Origin of the sequence: Nocardioides silvaticus (assembly GCF_003160695.1) — a bacterium.
Taxonomy (GTDB): Bacteria; Actinomycetota; Actinomycetes; order Propionibacteriales; family Nocardioidaceae; genus Nocardioides; species Nocardioides silvaticus.
Map to the genome: position 1 here is coordinate 188393 of NZ_QGDD01000002.1, position 21659 is coordinate 210051.

At 71.2% G+C, this 21659-nt stretch carries 19 protein-coding genes and 1 tRNA gene; 16 read left to right on the forward strand and 4 right to left on the reverse strand.

The window, feature by feature from the left end:
- The first annotated feature begins 17 nt into the window (after positions 1 to 17).
- The 6 genes from DJ010_RS05755 to DJ010_RS05780 are packed head-to-tail and all read left to right on the forward strand — an operon-like array spanning position 18 to position 5283.
- Positions 18 to 1826: an ABC transporter ATP-binding protein gene (locus DJ010_RS05755; protein ID WP_109692696.1), complete on the forward strand. Its 1809-nt coding sequence runs from the start codon at positions 18 to 20 to the stop codon at positions 1824 to 1826.
- A gap of 2 nt (positions 1827 to 1828) precedes the next feature.
- On the forward strand, positions 1829 to 3613 hold the full coding sequence (locus tag DJ010_RS05760) for an ABC transporter ATP-binding protein (RefSeq protein WP_109692697.1): 1785 nt from the start codon (positions 1829 to 1831) through the stop codon (positions 3611 to 3613).
- Entirely contained in the window at positions 3613 to 3972 is a 360-nt protein-coding gene (gene hisI / locus DJ010_RS05765) for a phosphoribosyl-AMP cyclohydrolase (protein ID WP_109692698.1), read from the forward strand. The genes DJ010_RS05760 and hisI overlap by 1 nt, the downstream gene beginning before the upstream one ends.
- The gene (locus DJ010_RS05770) at positions 3969 to 4595 is read left to right on the forward strand and encodes a Trp biosynthesis-associated membrane protein (RefSeq protein WP_109692699.1); all 627 of its coding nucleotides are present in this window, start codon (positions 3969 to 3971) and stop codon (positions 4593 to 4595) included. Before hisI ends, DJ010_RS05770 begins: the two co-directional genes overlap by 4 nt.
- Before the next feature lie 36 nt (positions 4596 to 4631).
- Positions 4632 to 4832, forward strand: a complete 201-nt coding sequence (locus DJ010_RS05775; protein ID WP_109692700.1) for an HGxxPAAW family protein — start codon at positions 4632 to 4634, stop codon at positions 4830 to 4832.
- A 13-nt stretch (positions 4833 to 4845) separates the two neighbouring features.
- On the forward strand, positions 4846 to 5283 hold the full coding sequence (locus tag DJ010_RS05780) for a DUF2752 domain-containing protein (RefSeq protein ID WP_211318669.1): 438 nt from the start codon (positions 4846 to 4848) through the stop codon (positions 5281 to 5283).
- Positions 5284 to 5299: 16 nt separating this feature from the next.
- Here the strand turns inward: DJ010_RS05780 and DJ010_RS21995 are convergent, their stop codons facing one another.
- Entirely contained in the window at positions 5300 to 5725 is a 426-nt protein-coding gene (locus DJ010_RS21995; RefSeq protein ID WP_158282946.1) for a DUF4190 domain-containing protein, read from the reverse strand.
- Between the two features lie 76 nt (positions 5726 to 5801).
- The gene (locus DJ010_RS05795; RefSeq protein WP_109692702.1) at positions 5802 to 6122 is read right to left on the reverse strand and encodes a DUF4190 domain-containing protein; all 321 of its coding nucleotides are present in this window, start codon (positions 6120 to 6122) and stop codon (positions 5802 to 5804) included.
- Positions 6123 to 6250: 128 nt separating this feature from the next.
- Here DJ010_RS05795 and trpC point away from each other — a divergent pair, with 128 nt between their 5' ends.
- The 8 genes from trpC (at position 6251) to pyk (ending at position 18489) form a co-directional block, all read left to right on the forward strand.
- A complete protein-coding gene (gene trpC, locus DJ010_RS05800) occupies positions 6251 to 7033 on the forward strand; it encodes an indole-3-glycerol phosphate synthase TrpC (protein WP_109692703.1) in 783 nt (260 codons plus the stop codon).
- On the forward strand, positions 7030 to 8259 hold the full coding sequence (trpB, locus tag DJ010_RS05805) for a tryptophan synthase subunit beta (RefSeq protein WP_439331682.1): 1230 nt from the start codon (positions 7030 to 7032) through the stop codon (positions 8257 to 8259). Before trpC ends, trpB begins: the two co-directional genes overlap by 4 nt.
- Positions 8256 to 9071, forward strand: a complete 816-nt coding sequence (gene trpA / locus DJ010_RS05810) for a tryptophan synthase subunit alpha (protein ID WP_109692704.1) — start codon at positions 8256 to 8258, stop codon at positions 9069 to 9071. Before trpB ends, trpA begins: the two co-directional genes overlap by 4 nt.
- A gap of 2 nt (positions 9072 to 9073) precedes the next feature.
- Complete coding sequence (locus tag DJ010_RS05815) at positions 9074 to 9676, forward strand: SCO family protein (RefSeq protein ID WP_245927261.1); 603 nt, start codon at positions 9074 to 9076, stop codon at positions 9674 to 9676.
- 14 nt (positions 9677 to 9690) lie between these two features.
- Entirely contained in the window at positions 9691 to 10701 is a 1011-nt protein-coding gene (gene lgt / locus DJ010_RS05820) for a prolipoprotein diacylglyceryl transferase (RefSeq protein ID WP_245927263.1), read from the forward strand.
- Between the two features lie 139 nt (positions 10702 to 10840).
- Positions 10841 to 15406: a glutamate synthase large subunit gene (gene gltB, locus DJ010_RS05825; RefSeq protein WP_109692706.1), complete on the forward strand. Its 4566-nt coding sequence runs from the start codon at positions 10841 to 10843 to the stop codon at positions 15404 to 15406.
- 65 nt (positions 15407 to 15471) lie between these two features.
- A complete protein-coding gene (locus DJ010_RS05830; RefSeq protein WP_109692707.1) occupies positions 15472 to 16941 on the forward strand; it encodes a glutamate synthase subunit beta in 1470 nt (489 codons plus the stop codon).
- 87 nt (positions 16942 to 17028) lie between these two features.
- Positions 17029 to 18489 (forward strand): pyruvate kinase, encoded by a 1461-nt coding sequence (pyk, locus tag DJ010_RS05835; RefSeq protein ID WP_109692708.1) that lies wholly within the window; start codon positions 17029 to 17031, stop codon positions 18487 to 18489.
- Positions 18490 to 18606: 117 nt separating this feature from the next.
- Here the strand turns inward: pyk and DJ010_RS05840 are convergent, their stop codons facing one another.
- Together DJ010_RS05840 and DJ010_RS05845 are read right to left on the reverse strand one after the other, a co-directional pair.
- Positions 18607 to 19386 (reverse strand): DUF427 domain-containing protein, encoded by a 780-nt coding sequence (locus DJ010_RS05840; protein ID WP_109693115.1) that lies wholly within the window; start codon positions 19384 to 19386, stop codon positions 18607 to 18609.
- 37 nt (positions 19387 to 19423) lie between these two features.
- Positions 19424 to 19497 (reverse strand) — tRNA-Leu (locus DJ010_RS05845).
- Between the two features lie 66 nt (positions 19498 to 19563).
- Here DJ010_RS05845 and DJ010_RS05850 point away from each other — a divergent pair.
- Positions 19564 to 20166 (forward strand): ANTAR domain-containing response regulator, encoded by a 603-nt coding sequence (locus tag DJ010_RS05850; protein ID WP_109692709.1) that lies wholly within the window; start codon positions 19564 to 19566, stop codon positions 20164 to 20166.
- Between the two features lie 151 nt (positions 20167 to 20317).
- A complete protein-coding gene (locus DJ010_RS05855) occupies positions 20318 to 21649 on the forward strand; it encodes a branched-chain amino acid ABC transporter permease (protein WP_109692710.1) in 1332 nt (443 codons plus the stop codon).
- The last annotated feature ends 10 nt before the right edge of the window (positions 21650 to 21659 follow it).

Consider the following 21659-nt stretch of genomic DNA (forward strand, 5'->3'; position numbering starts at 1 on the left):
ACAGGAGCAGGACCGAAGTGACGGACGAGCGGCAGAGTGGCGCCGGTACGACGGGCGCCGGCTTCGCCGTACTCTGGGTCGCGATCAAGCGGGAGCCCTGGATCTTCGGGATCTCCACCGTCGGCAGCCTCCTTTTCGGCGCGCTGACCGTGGCCGACGCGTGGGTGCTCGGCTGGTCCACCGACCACGTCGTGCTGCCGGCGTTCCGCGACGGCGAGATCGGCGCCGGGATGCTGTGGGCGGTGCTGGCGCTGTTCATGGGCGTCGCGATCCTGCGGGCCGTCGGCATCGTCGCCCGCAGGCTCGGGGCCGGCGTCATGCAGTACCGGATGCAGGCGCGCACCCGCCGCGCCGTCACCCGGCAGTACCTCTCGCTCCCCATGGAGTGGCACCAGCGGCACCCGACCGGCGAGCTGCTGTCCAACGCCAACTCCGACGTCGAGGCCGCGTGGGGCCCGATCGCGCCGCTGCCGATGGCCGTCGGCACCGTCGCGATGATGATCATCGCAGTCTTCCAGATGCTGTTCGCCGACCTCGTGCTCGCGCTCGTCGGCCTCCTCGTCTTCCCGCTGGTGATCGCGACCAACGTGGTCTACCAGCGGCTGGCGCAGGGCTGGGCCACCCGCGCCCAGCAGCTGCGCGCCGAGCTCAGCGAGATCGCGCACGAGTCGTTCGACGGCGCGATGGTGATCAAGACCCTCGGTCGTGAGCCGGAGGAGACCGCCCGGTTCCGGGCGATGGCCGAGGACCTGCGCGAGACGAACATCAAGGTCGGCCGGATCCGCGCCGCGTTCGACCCGACCCTCGCGGCGCTGCCCAACCTCGCGGTGCTGGTCGTGCTGGTGCTCGGCGTGCACCGCGTGCTCTCCGGCGCGACCGACGCCGGCGACGTGGTCACCGTCGCCTACCTGCTCACCATCGTCTCGTTCCCGATCCGCTCCATCGGCTGGCTGCTCGGGGAGTTCCCCCGCAGCGTGGTCGGCTACCGCCGCGTCGACGCGGTGCTGCGCGCCTCCGGCAAGATGCCGTACGGCGACGCGGCGGCTCCCTTCTCCGAGGCCGGTGCGCTGCTGGAGGTCGAGGGCCTCCGCTACGGCTACCACGCCGACCGGCCGCTGCTCCGCGACGTGACCTTCACCGTCGAGCCCGGGCGCACGGTCGCCCTCGTCGGTGCGACAGCGTCCGGCAAGAGCACGCTCACCAACCTGCTGAGCCGCCTGGTGGACGTCGACGCCGGCGGCATCCGCGTCGACGGCATCGACCTGCGCGACCTCGCCCGCGGGGAGCTGGCCGAGGTGCTGGCCGTCGTGCCGCAGACCGCGTTCCTCTTCGACGACACCGTTCGCGGCAACGTCACGCTCGGCGCCGACGTGGCCGACGACGAGGTCTGGGCAGCGCTGCGCACCGCCCAGGCCGACGGCTTCGTCGCCGCTCTTCCCGACGGGCTCGACACCCGGCTCGGCGAGCGCGGCACGTCCCTCTCCGGCGGGCAGCGGCAGCGGATCTCGCTGGCTCGGGCACTGGTGCGCCGGCCGCGGCTGCTCGTCCTCGACGATGCCACCTCCGCCGTCGACCCCGAGGTGGAGGCCCGGATCCTCGCCGCGTTGAAGGGGGCGGGGGGCGACTCGACGCTGGTCGTCGTCGCCTACCGCAAGGCGACGATCGGGCTCGCCGACGAGGTGCTGTTCCTCTCCGACGGCGAGATCGTCGATCGCGGACCCCACCGGGAGCTGGTGGCGCGCAACGACGACTACGCGCGCCTCGTCAACGCCTACGAGCAGCAGGACCACCCGCTCGGCGAGCCCGAGGAGGTGGTGGCGCCGTGACCATGCTCGACACCGGCGAGGACCTCGGCGCCATGGAGACCATCCGCCGCGGCATCTCCCACTCGCCCGAACTGACCGAGGGCATCGGGAAGACGCTCGCGCTCGCCGTCCTCGCCTCGGTCGGCCAGGTCATCGTCCCGATCGCGGTGCAGCAGACCATCGACCGCGGCCTGCGCGGGCCCGGTGGGCCGGACGCCGCCTTCACCACCTGGCTGGCGATCGCGGCGGCCGTCGCGATCGTCGTGACCAGCTGGGCGTCGTACGCCATGACGGCGCGGCTGTTCTCGACCTCCGAGCGCGGCCTGGCGACGTTGCGGGTCAAGGCCTTCCGCCACGTCCACGACCTCCCGCTGCTGACGCAGAACACCGAGCGCCGCGGGGCGCTGGTGTCCCGGGTGACCAGCGACGTCGACCAGGTGAGCCAGTTCCTCGTCTTCGGCGGCCTGCTCTTCATCGTCAGCATCGGGCAGATCCTGGTCGCGACCGTCGTGATGGTGGTCTACAGCTGGCAGCTCGCGCTGGTCGTGTGGATCTGCTTCGCGCCCCTGTTCTTGAGCCTGCGCTACTTCCAGCGCAAGCTGTCGGCGGCCTACGCGACCGTTCGCCGCCAGGTCGGCGTGATGCTGTCCGCGATCTCCGAGCCCGTGGTCGGCGCCGCGGTGGTCCGCTCCTACGCCGTCGAGGCCCGGACCCAGGAGCGCATCGACGCGGCGGTGGCGAAGCACCAGGCGGCCTCGACCCGCGCCCAGGGCTTCACGGCGTTCTCGTTCTCGCTCGGCGGCCTGTCCGCCGGCCTCGCCAACGCCGGCGTGCTGGTCGTCGGGATCTGGCTCGGGCAGGGCCGGCTCTGGGCGCACGACATCACCGCCGGTGAGGTGCTGGCGTTCGCCTTCCTCGTCACCCTGTTCGTCGGACCGGTGCAGTTCGGCACCCAGGTGCTCACCGACGCCCAGAACGCGATCGCCGGGTGGCGCCGCGTGATCGGCATCCTCGACACACCGGCCGACCTGGTCGACCCCGGCCCCGACGGCACGGTGCTGCCCGAGGGTGCCCTCGACGTCAGGTTCGACGGCGTCACCTTCTCCTACCCGGGCGGCCCGCCCGTGCTCCGCGAGATCGACCTCGCGATCCCGGCCGGGCGCCGGGTCGCGGTCGTCGGCGAGACCGGGTCGGGCAAGTCCACCTTGGCCAAGCTGCTGACCCGGCTGATGGACCCCACCGAGGGGCGGGTCCTGCTCGACGGCATCGACCTGCGCGACATCACCGAGGAGTCGCTGCGGTCCAGCGTGGTGCTGGTGCCGCAGGAGGGGTTCCTCTTCGACGACACGCTCGCGGCGAACGCGCGCTACGGCCGGCTCGACGCGAGCGAGGAGGAGATCACCGCGGCCGCCGCCGAGCTCGGTCTCGGCGACTGGCTCGCCGGGCTGCCCGACGGTCTCGCGACCCGGGTCGGTCAGCGCGGGGAGTCGCTCTCGGCGGGGGAGCGGCAGCTGGTCGCGCTGGTCAGGGCCCAGCTCGCCGACCCCGACCTGCTGGTGCTCGACGAGGCCACCAGCGCGGTCGACCCCGAGCTGGAGACCAGGATCGGGCGTGCGCTCGACCGGCTGATGACCGGCCGCACCTCGGTCACGATCGCGCACCGGCTGTCGACCGCCGAGGCCGCGGACGAGGTGGTCGTGGTCGACCGCGGCCGGATCGTGCAGCGCGGACCGCACACGGAGCTGGCCCGCGAGCAGGGGTCGGTCTACGCGGGACTGCACGCGTCCTGGGTCGCGCAGCACGGATAATGGGCCGGGTGACCTCTTCCGATCCCGGCCTCGATCCCGCCGTCGCCGCCCGGCTCACGCGCAACGACGCCGGCCTGCTCCCGGCGATCGTCCAGCAGCACGACACCGGTGAGGTGCTGATGCTGGCGTGGATGGACGACGAGGCGCTGCACCGCAGCCTGACGACCGGCCGCGCGACGTACTGGAGCCGCTCGCGGCAGGAGTACTGGGTCAAGGGCGAGACGTCCGGCAACAAGCAGCACGTCAAGGAGATCCGGCTCGACTGCGACGGCGACACGCTGCTCCTGAAGGTCGACCAGGAGGGTCCGGCCTGCCACACCGGCACCCGCACCTGCTTCGACGACGGGCTCCTCGGATGACCACGCCCGATCCGGGCACGGACCTGCGCGCGGAGCCGCGCGCCGCCCGCACCTTCTGGCCGGTCGCGATCCTCGGGATCGCGGCGAGCGGGCTGGTGGCGCTCGCGGGTCATCGGGCGCTGATGCAGGTCCAGCCGCAGCACCTCGAGCAGCTGGGTGCCGGCGCCATCGCGCAGGGCGACAACGTCAAGGAGCTGCCGCTGGCCGGCGCCTTCGGCCTGGTGATGCTGGCCTGCTGGGGCGTCGTCCTCGTCACCCGGCGGGTCACCCGCCGGATCCTCGCCGCCCTGGCCGCGCTCGCGTCGGCGGGGGTCCTGGTGGTGCTGGTGATCGAGGGGTTCGCCAAGCGCGAGGACGTCGAGATCGAGCTGCACGCGCCGATCGAGTACACGGGGTGGTTCTGGCTCGCGCTCGTCGCCTCGGTGCCGGCGCTGGCGGCCGCCGTGGCCGCGTTCCGCCTGGCTCCTGACTGGCCCGAGATGGGCGCGCGGTACGACGCCCCGTCCGGTCAGGGCGCGGCCCCGACCCGCGACTCCGAGACCCCGGTCGAGGAGCGCACCAGTCTCGACCTGTGGAGGTCCATGGACGAGGGGGAGGACCCGACGGACGAGGCCCCCCACTAGACTTCCCGACGTCACCGGAACCCGAGGAGCGCCTGCATGTCTGACAACCACGGCAACACCCCCGCAGCCTGGACCGCCGTCGTCGTGGCGCTGGCCGGCTTCGTCGTGGGCGGCGTGGGGCTGATGCTCGACCCGATCAGCTACGTGGTGTTCTGGATCGGCGTCGCCATCGTGCTGCTCGCGGCCGTCGTCTTCGTCGCGATGGACAAGGCCGGCCTGCACCAGAGCAGTCACTGACGCCGGCGTCATCGTGAGCACCGCCGCCCTCGACCGCTCCGGGAACGGTGCGCGCTGGCGGCGGATGGTGCCCCCGGCGCTGGTGGTCGGCGGCCTCGCCGCGGCGACCGTCGCGCTGCACCTCCGCGACCCGCACGAGCAGGGCACCTGGGGCATCTGCCCCACCAAGGCCGTGTTCGGGGTCGAGTGCCCCGGGTGCGGCGGGCTGCGCGCGGTCAACGACCTGACCAACCTGCAGGTCGTCGAGGCCGCGTCGAGCAACCTGCTGTTCGTGGCGGCGATCCCGCTGCTCGTCTACGTGTTCGCCCGCTGGAGCATCGGCCGGTGGCGCGGCCGCGCGTGGGACCCGTCGGAGCGGGCGATGACCTTCTCCGGCATGGCGTTGATCGCCGTGATGGCGGTCTTCACCGTGCTGCGGAACACGCCGGCGGGATCATGGCTGGCGCCCTGACCCCGCCGACGTCCGGTCAGCCGAAGTAGAAGTACGAGGCGTCGGTCGCCAGGATCAGGACCCAGTTCAGGATGCCGAGTGCCATCCCGACGGCACCGAGGATCAAGCCTGCGAGCGCCAGTCCGGCACCCTTCTTGGTCCCCTGCGACTGGTTGATCTCGTTCCTTCCGAGGAAGCCGAGGATCAGCGCTGCGATGCTGAAGATGAACCACCCGCAGCACAGGATCCCGAGGATGCCGGTGACGAGCGAGATGATCGCCATGACCGACGTGCTCTGCTGCGGACCGAAGCCAGGAGGCTGGCCGTAGCCGCCGTACCCGCCGCCGGGCGGCGGACCGCCGTAGCCGCCGTACCCGCCGCCGGGCGGGGGAGCGCCGTACCCACCACCGCCGGGAGGCGGCGGGGGCGGCGGACTGCCGTACGGGGGAGGTTCGTTGCTCACGTGGTGCCCTTCGTGACGGCCCGGACCGGTTCCGGGACGGGCTGGCGAGCCTAGCCGCCGGCACCGGCCCGGTGAGTCAGCTGGATGCCAGGAGCACGAAGAACAGCAGGTAGAACACCAGGCCGAGCGCGGTGAGGATGGTGCCGACCATGCCGAGGATGCGGCCGATCTTGACGGTGCTCGTCGGTGCGTACTGGCCCGCGTCGATCTCCGCCTGCGCCTTGTTGCCCATGATCCAGGCGACGATCGCGGCGATACCGCAGCACACCAGTCCCACGATGCCCAGGATCAGGATCGTGGTGCCCTGGGGGTGCTCGGCCTGGCCGCCGCCGCCGTAAGCGGGCTGCGGGGCGCCGTAGCCGCCTCCGGGCGGCGGGGGAGGCTGGTTGTAGCTCACGCGGGAACACCCTTCGTCGGAGCCCGGTCGGATCCCGGGCGGTGTCGTGACGATATCCATCCCGTGGGACACTGGAAACCCGTCGATCGAACGGATTCGAGCGGGGAAGACGAGCTCATGGAGGGAAGATGTCGGTCCTCGACGACATCGTCGCCGGTGTCCGCGAGGACCTGGCGGCGCGCGAGGCGACCGTGCCCGCGGCCGACCTCCGCGCCCTCCTCGCCGAGGCGCCCGCGCCGCGCGACCCGATGCCGCACTTCCGCCGTTCCGGCTCGAGCGTCATCGCCGAGGTGAAGCGGCGCAGCCCCAGCAAGGGCGAGCTCGCCGACATCCCGGACCCGGCCTCGCTGGCGCAGGAGTACGCCGCCGGCGGCGCCGCCGCGATCAGCGTGCTCACCGAGCAGCGGCGGTTCGGCGGCAGCCTCGACGACCTGCGGGCGGTGCGCGCGGCCGTGGACGTGCCGCTGCTGCGCAAGGACTTCATCGTCACCGGCTACCAGCTGCTCGAGGCTCGTGCGGCCGGGGCCGACCTGGCGCTGCTGATTGTCGCCGCCCTCGACGACGACGAGCTGCGGCGGCTGCACGCGGAGGCCCGTTCGCTCGGGCTCACCGTGCTGGTCGAGGTGCACGACGAGGCCGAGACCGAGCGCGCGGTCGCGCTCGGTGCCGAGCTGATCGGCGTCAACGCCCGCAACCTCAAGACCCTCGAGGTCGACCCCGACGCGTTCACCCGGCTGGCGCCGCTCGTCCCGGACGACCGGGTGCTGGTGGCCGAGTCCGGCATCAGCGGGCCGACCGACGTGAAGCGCTACGTGGCCGAGGGCGCCCGCGTGGTCCTCGTCGGCGAGGCGTTGGTCAAGGACGGAGCGCCGCGCGAGGCAGTCGCGGCCATGACGGGAGTTGAGGCGTGAACGCCCCCCAGGACGCCCAGTACGACGCCGACCTGCACGGGTGGTACGGCGGCGCCGGCAGCTTCGGCGGCCGGTTCATGCCGGAGGCGCTGATCGCCGCCCTCGACGAGCTCGAGGTCGCCTGGCAGAAGGCGATGGTCGATCCCTCGTTCCTCCAGGAGTTCGAGGGCCTGCTGCAGAACTACGCCGGCGTCCCGAGCATGCTCTACGAGGCGCACCGGCTCTCCGAGCACGCCGGCGCACGGATCCTGCTCAAGCGCGAGGACCTCAACCACACCGGAGCCCACAAGATCCGCAACGTGCTCGGCCAGGCGCTGCTCACCAAGCGGATGGGCAAGACCCGGGTGATCGCCGAGACCGGGGCCGGCCAGCACGGCGTCGCCTCGGCGACCGCGGCGGCCTACCTCGGACTCGACTGCACGGTCTACATGGGTGAGGTCGACACCGAGCGGCAGGCGCTCAACGTCGCCCGCATGCAGCTGCTCGGCGCCGAGGTGGTGCCGGTCACGAGCGGATCCCGCACGCTCAAGGACGCGATCAACGAGGCGCTGCGCGACTGGGTCGCGAGCGTGGACCACACGGCCTACCTGTTCGGCACCGCCGCCGGGCCGCACCCGTTCCCCAGCCTGGTGCTGAGCTTCGTCCGCAGCATCGGCGACGAGGCGCGCCGACAGTGCCTCGACCTCACCGGCCGGCTGCCCGACGCGATCGCGGCGTGCGTCGGCGGCGGCTCCAACGCGATCGGCCTGTTCGCTGGCTTCCTCGACGACCCGGAGGTCGCGATCTACGGCTTCGAGGCCGGAGGCGACGGCGTCGACACCGGCCGGCACGCGGCCACGATCTTCGCCGGCAGCATCGGCGTCCTCCACGGCGCACGCACGTTCGTGCTCCAGGACGAGGACGGCCAGACCGTCGAGTCGCACTCGATCTCGGCCGGCCTGGACTACCCGGGCGTCGGTCCGCAGCACGCGGCGCTCTCAGCGAGCGGCAGGGCGTCGTACCTCCCGGTGACGGACGCTGCGGCGATGGACGCCATGGCCCTGCTCGCGCGCACCGAGGGCATCATCCCGGCGATCGAGTCGGCCCACGCGATCGCCGGAGCGCTCGAGGTCGCCAAGGAGCGCCCGGGAGAGACGATCCTCGTCAACCTGTCCGGTCGCGGCGACAAGGACATGGGCACCGCCCTGGAGTACTTCGGTCTCGGCACGGCAGGGGAGCGCGCGTGAGCACCACCGTCGGCGTCGCCTACGACAAGGCGCGCGCCGAAGGTCGCGCCGCGCTGGTGGGGTACCTGCCCGCAGGCTTCCCGTCGGTCGACGGCAGCATCGCCGCGCTCCACGCGATGGTCGACGCCGGCTGCGACATCATCGAGATCGGCCTGCCCTACAGCGACCCCGTGATGGACGGACCCACGATCCAGGCTGCAGCGCAGCAGGCGCTCGACGCCGGCATCCGCACCACCGACGTGCTGCGCGTGGTCGAGGCGGTCGCCTCGACCGGCGTCCCGACGCTGGTCATGACCTACTGGAACCCGATCGAACGGTTCGGCGTCGACCGCTTCGCGCAGGGGTTGTACGACGCCGGCGGCGCCGGCCTGATCACGCCCGACCTGACGCCGGACTTCGCGCCGGAGTGGATCGCCGCCGCCGACGCCCGCGACCTCGACAAGGTCTTCCTCGTCGCGCCGTCGTCGACCGACGAGCGGATCGCGCTCACGACGGCCGCCTGCCGGGGCTTCGTCTACGCGACCGCGGTCATGGGCGTCACCGGTGCCCGCGAGACGTCCAGCGACCTCGCCGGGCCGCTCGTCGCCCGCACCAGGTCCGCCATCGAGGCTTCCGCTCCCGGCCTGCCGATCGGCGTCGGTCTCGGCGTCAGCAACGGCGCCCAGGCGGCCGAGGTGGCCTCCTACGCCGACGGCGTGATCGTGGGGTCCGCGTTCGTCCGGGCGTTGCTCGACCACCCCGGCGACCTCGACGGCGCCCGGAAGGCGCTGGTGGCGCTGACCGAGGACCTGGCCCGGGGAGTGCGGTCCTGACCGTGCACGCGCGCGGCTGGGGCGCTGCCGCTGCCGCGCTGGTCCTCCTCCTGTCCGCGTGCGGTGGCGGGCCGGACCCCGACGAGTTCACCGGGGCGCGGCTCGACCAGCCCTACCCGGCGCCGACCATCGAGCTCACCGACACCGAGGGCGCGCCGTACTCCCTCGCCGAGGACACCGACAAGCCGATGACCGTCGTCTTCTTCGGCTACACCCACTGCCCGGACATCTGCCCGCTGGTCATGAACAACATCGGCGCCGCGCTCAACCGGCTCGACGACGAGGAGCGCGAGCAGGTCGACATGGTCTTCGTCACCACCGACCCGGCGCGTGACGACGCCGCGACGCTGCGCGACTACCTCGACGGCTACGGGGAGGGTTTCATCGGCCTCACCGGCGACCTCGAGGACATCGTCGCGGCCGGCGATCCGCTGCACCTGTACGTCAGTGACGGCAAGAAGCTGCCCAGCGGTGGCTACGATCTCGGCGGACACTCGACGTTCGTGCTCGGCATCGACGAGAACGACGAGGCCGTGGTGGTCTGGAACCAGGAGACATCCGCGCCAGAGCTCGCTACCGACATCCAGATCCTGCTGGGGGAATGACGTGAGGAACGACCTTGCTCCTTGATCTCATCGACCCCCTCGTGCTCCTCACCATCCCGAGCCCCTCCGACGGCGTCTGGGACCTGGGGCCGGTGCCGATCCGTGGCTACGCGCTCTGCATCATCCTCGGCATTGTCGCCGCCATCTGGATCGGGGAGCGCCGCTGGGTCGCCCGTGGCGGCCGCCCCGGCGACGTCCAGGACATCGCCATCTGGGCCGTCCCGTTCGGCATCATCGGCGCCCGGCTCTACCACGTGGCCACCGACTGGGAGCGCTACTTCGGCGACGGGCAGAACCCGGTCACCGCCCTCTACGTCTGGCGCGGCGGCCTCGGCATCTGGGGCGGCGTCGCGCTCGGCGCGTTCGGCGCCTACCTCGGCTGCCGCGCGAAGGGCATCCGGTTCCTCCCGCTCGTCGACGCGCTCGCCCCCGGGGTGCTGGTCGCGCAGGCCATCGGCCGCTGGGGCAACTGGTTCAACCAGGAGCTCTACGGCCGGCCGACCGACCTGCCGTGGGGCCTCGAGATCGACCGCAGCCACTGGCCGACGGGCTGCGACTACCCGGAGGGATCGGGCACCTGCACGTTCGAGGTCGGCACGACGTTCCACCCCACGTTCCTCTACGAGTGCATCTGGAACCTGCTGGCCTTCGCCGTCGTGATCTGGCTCGAGCGCCGCTACCGACTGGGCCACGGCCGCGTCCTCGCCGTCTACGTGATGGCCTACACGCTCGGCCGCGGCTGGATCGAGTACCTCCGGATCGACGACGTGCAGCTCGAGGACGTCCTCGGCCTGCGGTTCAACGTCTGGACGTCGATCGTGCTCTTCGTCGCCGCGGCGGCCTACCTCGTCGTCATGGGCCGGCGGCACCCGGGCCAGGAGGACACCGTCTACCTCGAGGGCCGCGAGCCGGCGCCGGAGACCGACAAGACCGACGGGGCCGACGAGGCCGACGGGGCCGGCGGGGCCGACGAGGCTGTCGGCCAGCCCCAGAAGGACGCCGACGAGGTGTCCACCGACGATTAGTCGGTGCAGTCACCTCGATACACGGTGGTAACCTGAGACTTCCGCCGCGTGGGCCAGTGACGTCCCTTGCGCCCCACCTTCTGTGAACGCCCGCTCTCGAGCGGGCACGGACGCAGACGTAGCCGACGGGAGAACACTGGTGCCCTACTCGCACGCGTTCCCGCCGCCCGAGGGTCTCTACGACCCGCGCAACGAGCACGACGCCTGTGGCGTCGCCTTCGTGGCCACCATGACCGGGGAGGCCAGCCACGACATCGTGGCGAAGGCCCTGACCGCGCTGCGCAACCTCGACCACCGAGGCGCGGCGGGCGCCGAGGTCAACTCGGGCGACGGGGCCGGCATCCTGATGCAGGTCCCCGACGGCTTCCTCCGCGAGGTGGCCCGCGAGGCGGGCTTCGAGCTGCCGGAGCGGTTCTGCTACGCCGTCGGCACCGCGTTCCTGCCCGGTGACGACGAGCAGGTCGCGAAGACCCGGCAGCGGATCGAGGAGATCGCCGCCGAGGAGGGCCTCGCCGTGATCGGCTGGCGCGACGTGCCGGTCGACCCGTCGATCCTCGGCACCATGGCGGCGAGCGTGATGCCGACGTTCAGCCAGGTCTTCGTCCAGGGCGCCGGCCAGCGGTTCACCGGCATGGCCCTCGAGCGCCGGGCGTTCTGCCTGCGCAAGCGCGCAGAGCGCGAGACCGACGTCTACTTCCCGTCGCTGTCGTCGCGCACCCTGATCTACAAGGGCATGCTGACGACCGACCAGCTCGACAACTTCTTCCCCGACCTCGTGGACGAGCGCATCGCCTCGGCGCTCGCGGTCGTGCACTCGCGGTTCTCGACGAACACCTTCCCGAGCTGGCCGCTGTCGCACCCGTTCCGCTTCATCGCCCACAACGGCGAGATCAACACGGTCATGGGCAACCGCAACTGGATGCGGGCCCGCGAGGCGCTCCTCGCCAGCGACCTGATCCCCGGTGAGCTCGAGCGGCTCTACCCGATCTGCACCCCTGGTGCGTCGGACTCCGCGTCGTTCGACGAGGTGCTCGAGCTGCTCCACATGGGCGGGCGGAGCCTGCCCCACGCGGTGCTGATGATGATCCCCGAGGCGTGGGAGAACCACACCGAGATGGACGAGCAGCGGCGCGACTTCTACCGCTTCCACTCCTCGCTGATGGAGCCGTGGGACGGGCCGGCCTGCGTCGTCTTCACCGACGGCACCCAGATCGGCGCCGTGCTCGACCGCAACGGGCTGCGCCCGTCGCGGTTCTGGGTCACCGACGACGGCCTCGTGGTCCTGGCTTCTGAGGTCGGCGTGCTCGACCTCGACCCGGCCACCATCGTCCGCAAGGGCCGGCTGCAGCCGGGCCGGATGTTCCTCGTCGACACCGACGAGCACCGGATCATCGAGGACGAGGAGATCAAGGCCGAGCTCGCCGCCGAGAACCCCTACGGGGAGTGGCTGCACGCCGGGCTGATCCACCTCGACGACATCCCCGACCGCGAGCACATCGTGCACACGCACGCGTCGGTCACCCGTCGCCAGCAGGTCTTCGGCTACACCGAGGAGGAGCTGCGCATCCTGCTCACCCCGATGGCCAACACCGGCGGCGAGCCGCTGGGGTCGATGGGCACCGACACCCCGATCGCGGCGTTGAGCGACAAGCCGCGGCTGCTGTTCGACTACTTCAGCCAGCTGTTCGCACAGGTCACCAACCCGCCGCTCGACGCGATCCGCGAGGAGCTGGTGACCAGCCTCAACGGCACCATCGGCCCGGAGTCCAACCTGCTCGAGCCGACGCCTGCGTCGTGCCGGCAGGTCGTGCTGCCGTTCCCGGTCATCTCCAACGACGACCTGGCCAAGATCCGTCACATCAACCGCGACGGAGACATGCCGGGGTTCATCACCCACGTCTCGCGCGGCCTCTACCCGGTCGAGGGCGGGGGAGCGGCGATGGCGAAGCGGCTCGACGAGATCTGCCAGGAGGTCAGCGAGGCGATCGCCGGCGGCGCGCGGATCATCGTGCTGTCCGACCGGCACTCGACCGCCGAGATGGCGCCGATCCCGTCGCTGCTGCTGACCGGCGCGGTCCACCACCACCTGGTGCGCGAGAAGACCCGCACCCAGGTCGGCCTGCTGATCGAGGCCGGTGACGTCCGCGAGGTCCACCACGTCGCGCTTCTCGTCGGCTACGGCGCAGCCGCGGTCAACCCCTACCTGGCGATGGAGTCCGTCGAGGACCTCGCCCGGGAGGGCTACTACGTCAAGGCCGACCCGGAGCAGGCCGTCACCAACCTGATCAAGGCGCTCGGCAAGGGCGTCGTGAAGGTCATGAGCAAGATCGGCGTCTCGACGGTCGCGTCCTACACGGGTGCGCAGATCTTCGAGTGCATCGGTCTCTCGCAGGCCGTGGTCGACAGGTACTTCACCGGCACCACGTCGAAGCTCGGCGGTGTCGAGCTCGACACGATCGCCGAGGAGGTGGCCCGGCGGCACGCCTCGGCGTACCCGCGCGGCGGCATCGCGCCCGCCCACCGCGAGCTCGAGATCGGCGGCGAGTACCAGTGGCGCCGCGAGGGCGAGCCGCACCTGTTCAACCCGGAGACGGTGTTCCGTCTCCAGCACGCCACCCGCACCGGCCGCTACGACATCTTCAAGCAGTACACGCAGGCGGTCGACGACCAGTCCGAGAAGCTGATGACCCTCCGTGGGCTCTTCAGGTTCAGGGACCCCGCCGAGATCGGCAGGGAGCCGATCCCGATCGACGAGGTCGAGCCGGTCTCGGAGATCGTCAAGCGGTTCTCCACCGGCGCGATGTCGTACGGCTCGATCAGCCGCGAGGCCCACGAGACGCTGGCGATCGCCATGAACCGGTTGGGCGCGAAGTCCAACACCGGCGAGGGTGGTGAGGACGCCGACCGGCTCTACGACCCCGAGCGCCGCAGCTCGATCAAGCAGGTCGCGTCCGGGCGGTTCGGCGTCACCTCCGAGTACCTGACGAACTCCGACGACATCCAGATCAAGATGGCGCAGGGCGCGAAGCCCGGCGAGGGCGGGCAGCTGCCCGGCAACAAGGTCTACCCCTGGGTGGCCAAGACCCGGCACTCGACGCCGGGCGTGGGCCTCATCAGCCCGCCGCCCCACCACGACATCTACTCGATCGAGGATCTTGCGCAGCTGATCCACGACCTGAAGAACGCCAACCCGGGCGCGCGCGTGCACGTGAAGCTGGTGTCCGAGGTGGGCGTGGGCACCGTCGCCGCGGGGGTGTCGAAGGCGCACGCCGACGTGGTGCTCATCTCCGGGCACGACGGCGGCACCGGCGCCTCGCCGCTGACGTCGCTCAAGCACGCCGGTGGTCCGTGGGAGCTCGGTCTCGCCGAGACCCAGCAGACGCTGCTGCTCAACGGGCTGCGCGACCGGATCGTCGTCCAGACCGACGGTCAGCTCAAGACCGGTCGTGACGTCGTCGTCGCGGCGCTGCTCGGTGCGGAGGAGTTCGGCTTCGCCACCGCTCCGCTCGTGGTGTCGGGCTGCATCCTGATGCGGGTCTGCCACCTCGACACCTGCCCGGTCGGCGTGGCGACCCAGAACCCCGTCCTGCGCTCGCGTTACTCCGGCAAGGCCGAGTACGTCGTGAACTTCTTCGAGTTCATCGCCGAGGAGGTGCGCGAGCTGCTCGCGTCGCTGGGCTTCCGCAGCATCGACGAGGCAGTCGGCCAGGTGCAGGCGCTGGACACCCGCGAGGCTCAGCACCACTGGAAGGCGGCCGGGCTCGACCTGGCGCCGATCCTGCACCAGGTGCAGGTCGCCGACACCCACTTCCCCGACCAGGACGTGCGCAACACCGGCACCCAGGACCACGGCCTGGAGAAGTCGCTCGACGTCACCGAGTTGCTGCCCGCGGCCAGGGCGGCGATCGAGTCCGGCGAGCCGGTCCGCGGCCAGTTCCGGATCCGCAACGTCAACCGCACCGTCGGCACGATCCTCGGCCACGAGGTCACCAAGAGGCACGGCGGCGCCGGGCTGCCCGACGACACCGTCGACCTGACGCTCGTCGGATCGGCCGGTCAGTCGTTCGGCGCGTTCGTGCCGCGTGGCATCACGCTGCGGCTCGAGGGCGACGCCAACGACTACGTCGGCAAGGGCCTGTCCGGTGGGCGACTGGTGATCCGTCCCGACCGGTCGGCGCCGTTCAAGTCCGACGAGCACATCATCGCCGGCAACACGATCGCCTACGGCGCCACGTCGGGGCAGATCCTCATCCGCGGCGGCGTGGGCGAGCGGTGCTGCGTGCGCAACTCGGGCGCGAGCGTCGTCACCGAGGGCGTCGGCGACCACGGCTGCGAGTACATGACCGGTGGTCGCGTCGTCGTCCTCGGCAAGACCGGACGCAACTTCGCCGCCGGCATGTCCGGCGGCATCGCGTGGGTCCTCGACCTCAAGGAGATCCGCGTCAACGCCGAGCTGGTCGACCTGCGGCCGGTGAGCGCCGAGTACGCCGCCGAGCTCGAGCAGCTCGTCCGCACGCACCACGAGGAGACCGGCTCGAAGGTTGCCCAGGCGCTGCTGGCCGACTGGGAGGCCGCACTGCCGCGGTTCACCGAGGTCATGCCGCGCGACTACGCGAAGGTGCTGACCGTCCAGGCCGAGGCGGAGGCCGAGGGCCTCGACGCCGACGCCGCTGCCCACCGAGTCATGGAGGTACTTCATGGATGAGCGGCGGACCCCCCAGCAACCATCTTCGGCGTACCGCCGCTCAGGAATGAAGGGGGTAGCAGCGCATGGCTGACCCGAAGGGCTTTCTCAAGCACGACCGCGAGGTCGCGGAGCGCCGTCCGGTCGAGGAGCGCGTCCAGGACTGGCAGGAGGTCTACCCCGGTGGGGCGGGCCGCGCACTGCTGCCGATCATCGTGGAGCAGGCGGGCCGCTGCATGGACTGCGGCATCCCGTTCTGCCACCAGGGCTGCCCGCTCGGCAACATCATCCCGGAGTGGAACGACCTGGTCTGGCGCAACGACTGGCAGGCCGCGATCGAGCGGCTGCACGCGACCAACAACTTCCCCGAGTTCACCGGTCGGCTCTGCCCGGCGCCGTGCGAGACCGCCTGCGTGCTCGGCATCAACCAGCCGGCCGTGACGATCAAGAACGTCGAGGTCTCGATCATCGACAAGGCCTGGGAGTCGGGCTACGTCTCACCCCAGCCTCCGGAGTGGCTGTCGGGCAGGACCGTCGCCGTCGTCGGGTCCGGCCCGGCAGGGCTCGCCGCGGCGCAGCAGCTGACCCGCGCGGGCCACACGGTCGCCGTCTACGAGCGCGACGACAAGCCGGGGGGCCTGCTCCGCTACGGCATCCCCGAGTTCAAGATGGAGAAGCAGCACCTCGAGCGCCGCATCGACCAGATGAAGCGCGAGGGCACCGTCTTCCGCTCGGGCGTCGAGGTGGGCGCCGGCGACCTGACCGGCGCCGCGCTGAAGGACCGGTACGACGCCGTGGTGCTCGCGATCGGCGCTACCGTGCCGCGCGACCTTCCCGTCCCCGGGCGGGAGCTCCAGGGCATCCACCAGGCGATGGAGTTCCTGCCGCAGGCCAACCGGGTCGCCCTCGGCGAGACCGTGGAGGGCCAGATCACCGCGGAGGGCAAGCACGTCGTGATCATCGGCGGCGGGGACACCGGTGCCGACTGCCTCGGCACGTCGACCCGCCAGGGCGCCGCCTCGATCACCCAGCTGGAGATCCTGCCGGAGCCCCCGGAGGGCCGTCCCGACAACCAGCCGTGGCCGACCTACCCGATGGTCTTCCGCGTCTCCTCGGCGCACGAGGAGGCCGGCGAGCGGGTCTACTCGGTGTCGACCAAGGAGTTCCTGGGCGACGACGAGGGCAACGTCCGGGCGCTGCGCCTGGTCGAGGTCCGGTTCGAGGGTGGCCAGCTGGTCGAGGTCGAGGGCAGCGAGCGTGAGATCCCGGCCGACCTGGTGCTGTTCGCGATGGGCTTCCTCGGTCCGCAGGGGCCGGGCCTGGTCGAGCAGCTGGGCGTCGAGCTCGACAACCGGAGCAACGTGGTGCGCGACGCGGCCTACATGTCCTCGGTGCCGGGCGTCTTCGTCGCCGGCGACGCGGGCCGTGGCCAGTCGCTCATCGTGTGGGCGATCGCCGAGGGCCGTGCCGCGGCGGCGGCTGTGGACGCGTACCTCACCGGGTCGACGACGCTGCCGGCGCCGATCCCACCGACCGCACGTCCCCTCGCCGTCTGACCGACCCGGCTCGTCTGCGCCGATCCGGCTCGGTCGAACGAGCCGGGTCGCCGTTGTATCGATCCAACGGCCGCTAGGCTGGCGGGCGTGCGAAGAGCAAAGATCGTGTGCACGTTGGGACCGGCCACCAGCTCCGAACGACGGATCCGGGAGCTGGTCTACGCGGGAATGGACGTCGCCCGGCTCAACATGAGCCACGGCAGCCACGCCGACCACGCCGAGGTCTACCGCCTGGTGCGGGAGGCGTCGGACGCGAGCGGTCGGGGCGTCGGCATCCTCGCCGACCTGCAGGGGCCGAAGATCCGCCTCGAGCGGTTCGCCGACGGCCCGGTGCAGCTGCACCGCAGCCAGCGGTGGACGATCACCACGCGCGACGTGCAGGGCAACGGCGAGATCTGCGGCACGACCTACAAGGGCCTGCCGGGCGACGTCAAGGCGGGCGACCCGATCCTCGTCGACGACGGCAAGGTCCGGCTCCGGGTGGTGTCGGTGTCCGACACCGATGTCGAGACCGAGGTGCTCGTCGGGGGCAAGGTCAGCAACAACAAGGGCATCAACCTCCCCGGGGTCGCGGTGTCGGTCCCGGCGCTGTCGGAGAAGGACGCCGACGACCTTCGGTTCGCCCTGCGACTGGGCGTCGACTTCATCGCGCTGAGCTTCGTGCGGAACGCCGCCGACGCCGAGGACGTCCGCAAGATCATGCGCGAGGAGGGCGTCATGCTCCCCGTGATCGCGAAGATCGAGAAGCCGCAGGCGATCGACAACCTCGACGAGGTGGTCGACGCGTTCGACGCGTTCATGGTGGCCCGCGGTGACCTGGGCGTGGAGTGCCCGCTGGAGGAGGTGCCGTTCCTCCAGAAGCGGATCATCGTGGCCGCCCGGCGCAACGCGAAGCCGGTCATCGTGGCCACCCAGATGCTCGAGTCGATGGTGAACAACCCGGCCCCCACCCGCGCCGAGGCGAGCGACGTCGCCAACGCGGTCCTCGACGGCGCCGACGCGGTGATGCTGTCCGGCGAGACCAGCGTCGGCGACCACCCGATCCACACCGTCGAGACGATGGCGCGGATCGTGACGGCCACCGAGGACCACGCGCTGGTCGACGACACCTTCAGCCGGTTCGGCCGGATCGACTGGGACCCGCACACCCGGTCCGGCATCATCACCAAGGCCGCCGAGGAGGTCGCGCAGCGGGTCGGCGCGAAGTACATCGTCGCCTTCACCCAGTCCGGCGACTCCGCGCGACGGCTGGCCCGGCTGCGCAGCGCGATCCCGGTGCTCGCCTTCACCCCCGAGGCCCGTGCCCGGTCGCAACTCGCCCTGTCCTGGGGTGTCGAGGCGTTCAAGACGGTCTCCGTCGAGCACACCGACGAGATGGTGCGCCAGGTCGACGAGGAGCTGCTGCGGATCGGGCGGGTCGCCGAAGGGGACCTGGTGGTGATCGTCGCCGGCAGCCCGCCGGGCATCCCCGGCTCCACCAACGCGCTCCGCATCCACCGGATGGGCGACGCGATCAACGAGGTCGCCCCCGCCTACCGCCGGCGCTGAGGAACGTCCACGGCATCCATCGGCTGCGTTGTCGTCGGTCGACGGCCCGCTTCGCTCGAAGGCCGCCTCCCTCCTCCGCCTTGCCGCTGGACGCCGTGGACGTCCCTCAGCTCGCGGCTACTCCACCGGCCGGTTCGAAGCCTTGCTGAACACCGACCGGGGGCGGGGCTGCGGTACTCCGTCGAGCGTGATGTCGACGAGCTCGTTGTAGAACGCGATCCGGTCCTTGATCCGCGCCACGGCGGGGAACGGCGCGGCGTACGACCACGCGATGTTGTCGCCCTCCGCCACCCCGGGCCGGCTCCAGTACTCCTCCGCGAAACCCTTGTAGGGGCAGGCGCTGCGGTTGGTCGACGGCGTCAGCTCGTCGAGGCGGACGTCGACCCGCGGGAGGTAGTAGCGGGTGGGCAGGTCGGTCTCGAAGAGCAGCACGGGGGAGTGGCTGTCCGCCAGCACGACCCCCTCGAGGGAGACCACGACGTGGCGCGAGCTGAGGAGGGCCTCGACCCGCTTGTGCGGGTCCCGCGGGTGCACGTAGACCTCCTCTTCCTCCTCGAGCCAGCGGTCGAGGACGCCCGGGCGCCAGCTGAGGACGACCCGGTCGCTGATGGCGGGGTCGGGATGGACCCACGCCGCGTGCTCGACGACGCGGTCGCCGACGACGACGTCGTACCACTCCGCCACCGGTCCGTGGGGCGGGTAGAACGGGTGCGGACCGGCCGTCGGCGCTGCCGCGGGCCGCAGCAGGTCGGTGCGGACGTCCTCGCGCCGGAACGCGTACTCCGGCACCGGCCGGAGCGGGTCCCAGAACAGCAGCGCCGCGCGGCTGTCGACCACCACCGTCTCGCCGACGTACCCGCGCACCCACTTGTCCGTGGGCTCGGTCCGCACCTCCATCACCGCAGGGTAGGCGACGGCGGGCGTCCGCACGAGGTGCCCCGGGTGGGATTCGAACCCACACTGGACGGTGTTTGAGACCGCTTCCTCTACCGGTTGGGATACCGGGGCAAGTGCACGAAAACGTAACGGATACGGGCCTCCGGGCCCTACGCAGGTGCCGATAGCCTTGGCCCCGTGACCGAGACGCCCGCTCCCCGCACCGTCGTCATCGCCGAGGACGAGACCCTCATCCGGATGGACCTGGCCGAGATGCTGGCCGACGAGGGGTACGACGTGGTCGGGCAGGCCGGAGACGGGCAGAAGGCGATCGAGCTCGCCGAGGAGCTGCGGCCCGACCTGGTGATCCTCGACGTGAAGATGCCGGTGCTCGACGGGATCGCCGCCGCGGAGGCGATCGCCGGGCAGCGGATCGCGCCGGTCGTCATGCTGACCGCGTTCTCGCAGCGCGACCTGGTCGAGCGCTCCCGCGCCGCTGGGGCGATGTCCTACCTGGTGAAGCCGTTCACGCAGTCCGACCTGGTGCCGGCGATCGAGATGGCGGTCAGCCGGTTCGCGGAGATCGCCGAGCTCGAGGCCCAGGTGACCGACCTCGAGGACCGGCTGGAGACCCGCAAGGCCGTCGAGCGCGCGAAGAGCATCCTCCAGGACCAGCTCTCGCTCACCGAGCCGGAGGCGTTCCGCTGGATCCAGAAGACCGCGATGGACCTGCGGATGTCGATGCGCCAGGTGGCCGAGGGCGTGGTGACCCACGGGGTCCCCGGCGGCACCGTCTCGTAGCCGCTCGGATCGTTTCCGGCAGTCGCTCGATCCGTCACGATTGGGTGTCGGACGGCCTCGGTCGATGACCCCGCATCCCCGGGGTGCATATAGTGCTGCCTGCTCCGCGAGGTGTGAAGCATCTCGCGTACGGACCTAGAGGGAGCTACGAGTGGGACTGCGCTGGTTGGCGCTGCTGTTCGTCGGGTTGATCCTGGCGGTACCGACGGCAGCCCACGCTGAGGACGAACCATGCCGCGCCAGCGCCGAGCAGGGATGCCTCACCGGCACGCTCGACACCGGCGAGGAGAAGCTCGAGGGCGTCGACGTGCTGATCACGCCCGTCGACGACAAGGGCGCCCCGAAGGTCGGTGCGGAGCCGACCACGGTCACGACCGACGAGACCGGCCGGTGGAGCTTCCCCTTCACCGAGGCCGGGCGCTACCAGGTGGAGATCGTGGAGGACTCCCTCCCCGACGGGGTCGAGGCACTGCCGTCGGAGAACAAGCTGCTGAAGGGTCCCGGCAACTCCGTGGTCGTGAACGGACAGCTCGGTGGCCTCGCCAGCGGGCAGCCGGTGATCCTCGGCATCCGGTCCGAGGACTACCAGGCTGACAGCAGCGACTGGGACTACTTCCTGCAGAGCTCGGTCAACGGCCTCCGGCTCGGCCTGCTCCTCGCGCTCGCATCGATCGGTCTTTCGCTGATCTACGGCACGACCGGCCTCTCCAACTTCGCCCACGCCGAGCTCCTCACGATGGGTGGCTTCACCGGCTACATCCTGGTGCAGAACGTCGGACTGCCGCTGTGGCCGGCGGTCGCCCTGGTGACCGTCATCTGCGGCGCGTTCGGCTGGGTCCAGGACCGCGGACTCTGGCAACCGCTACGGCGACGAGGGCTCGGCATCATCCAGCTGATGATCGTCACCATCGGCATGTCACTGGCGCTGCAGTACGTCTTCCAGCTGATCGACACCGAGACGATCCGCGTCGTCACCGGCATCCCGGAGAGCGTGGACATCGGACCGGTCGGCATCACCTACCAGTCGATCATCGCCATGGTGATCGCCACGGTGCTCCTGATCGCGGTCGGCTTCGTGCTGCTGCGCACGCGGATCGGGCAGGCCACCCGCGCGGTCGCCGACAACCCGGCGCTGGCGGCGGCCTCCGGCATCGACGTCGACAGGGTCATCCGCCTGGTCTGGACGGTCGCCGCGGCGTTCGCCGGGCTCGCCGGCGTGCTCTACGCGCTGGTGGTCAACGGCGTGAAGTGGGACTCCGGCCTGCAGATCCTGCTGCTGCTCTTCGCAGCCGTCACGCTCGGCGGTCTCGGCACCGCGTTCGGCGCCCTCCTCGGCTCGCTGATCATCGGCTACGTCGTCGAGGTGTCCCCCGTCTTCGGAATGCCGAGCGACTTCAAGTACGCCACAGCGCTGGTGATCCTCATCCTGCTGCTGCTGGTCCGACCGCAGGGCCTGCTCGGACGACCTGAGCGGATCGGCTAGGAGGACGACG

Bases quoted from the DNA above. Each gene is read 5' to 3' on its own strand.
- DJ010_RS05770 (WP_109692699.1), top strand. From the start codon at position 3,969: ATGACCACGCCCGATCCGGGCACGGACCTGCGCGCGGAGCCGCGCGCC.
- hisI (WP_109692698.1), top strand. From the start codon at position 3,613: ATGGGCCGGGTGACCTCTTCCGATCCCGGCCTCGATCCCGCCGTCGCC.
- DJ010_RS05760 (WP_109692697.1), top strand. From the start codon at position 1,829: ATGCTCGACACCGGCGAGGACCTCGGCGCCATGGAGACCATCCGCCGC.
- DJ010_RS05830 (WP_109692707.1), top strand. From the start codon at position 15,472: ATGGCTGACCCGAAGGGCTTTCTCAAGCACGACCGCGAGGTCGCGGAG.
- DJ010_RS05840 (WP_109693115.1), bottom strand. From the start codon at position 19,386: ATGGAGGTGCGGACCGAGCCCACGGACAAGTGGGTGCGCGGGTACGTC.
- DJ010_RS05775 (WP_109692700.1), top strand. From the start codon at position 4,632: ATGTCTGACAACCACGGCAACACCCCCGCAGCCTGGACCGCCGTCGTC.
- trpC (WP_109692703.1), top strand. From the start codon at position 6,251: ATGTCGGTCCTCGACGACATCGTCGCCGGTGTCCGCGAGGACCTGGCG.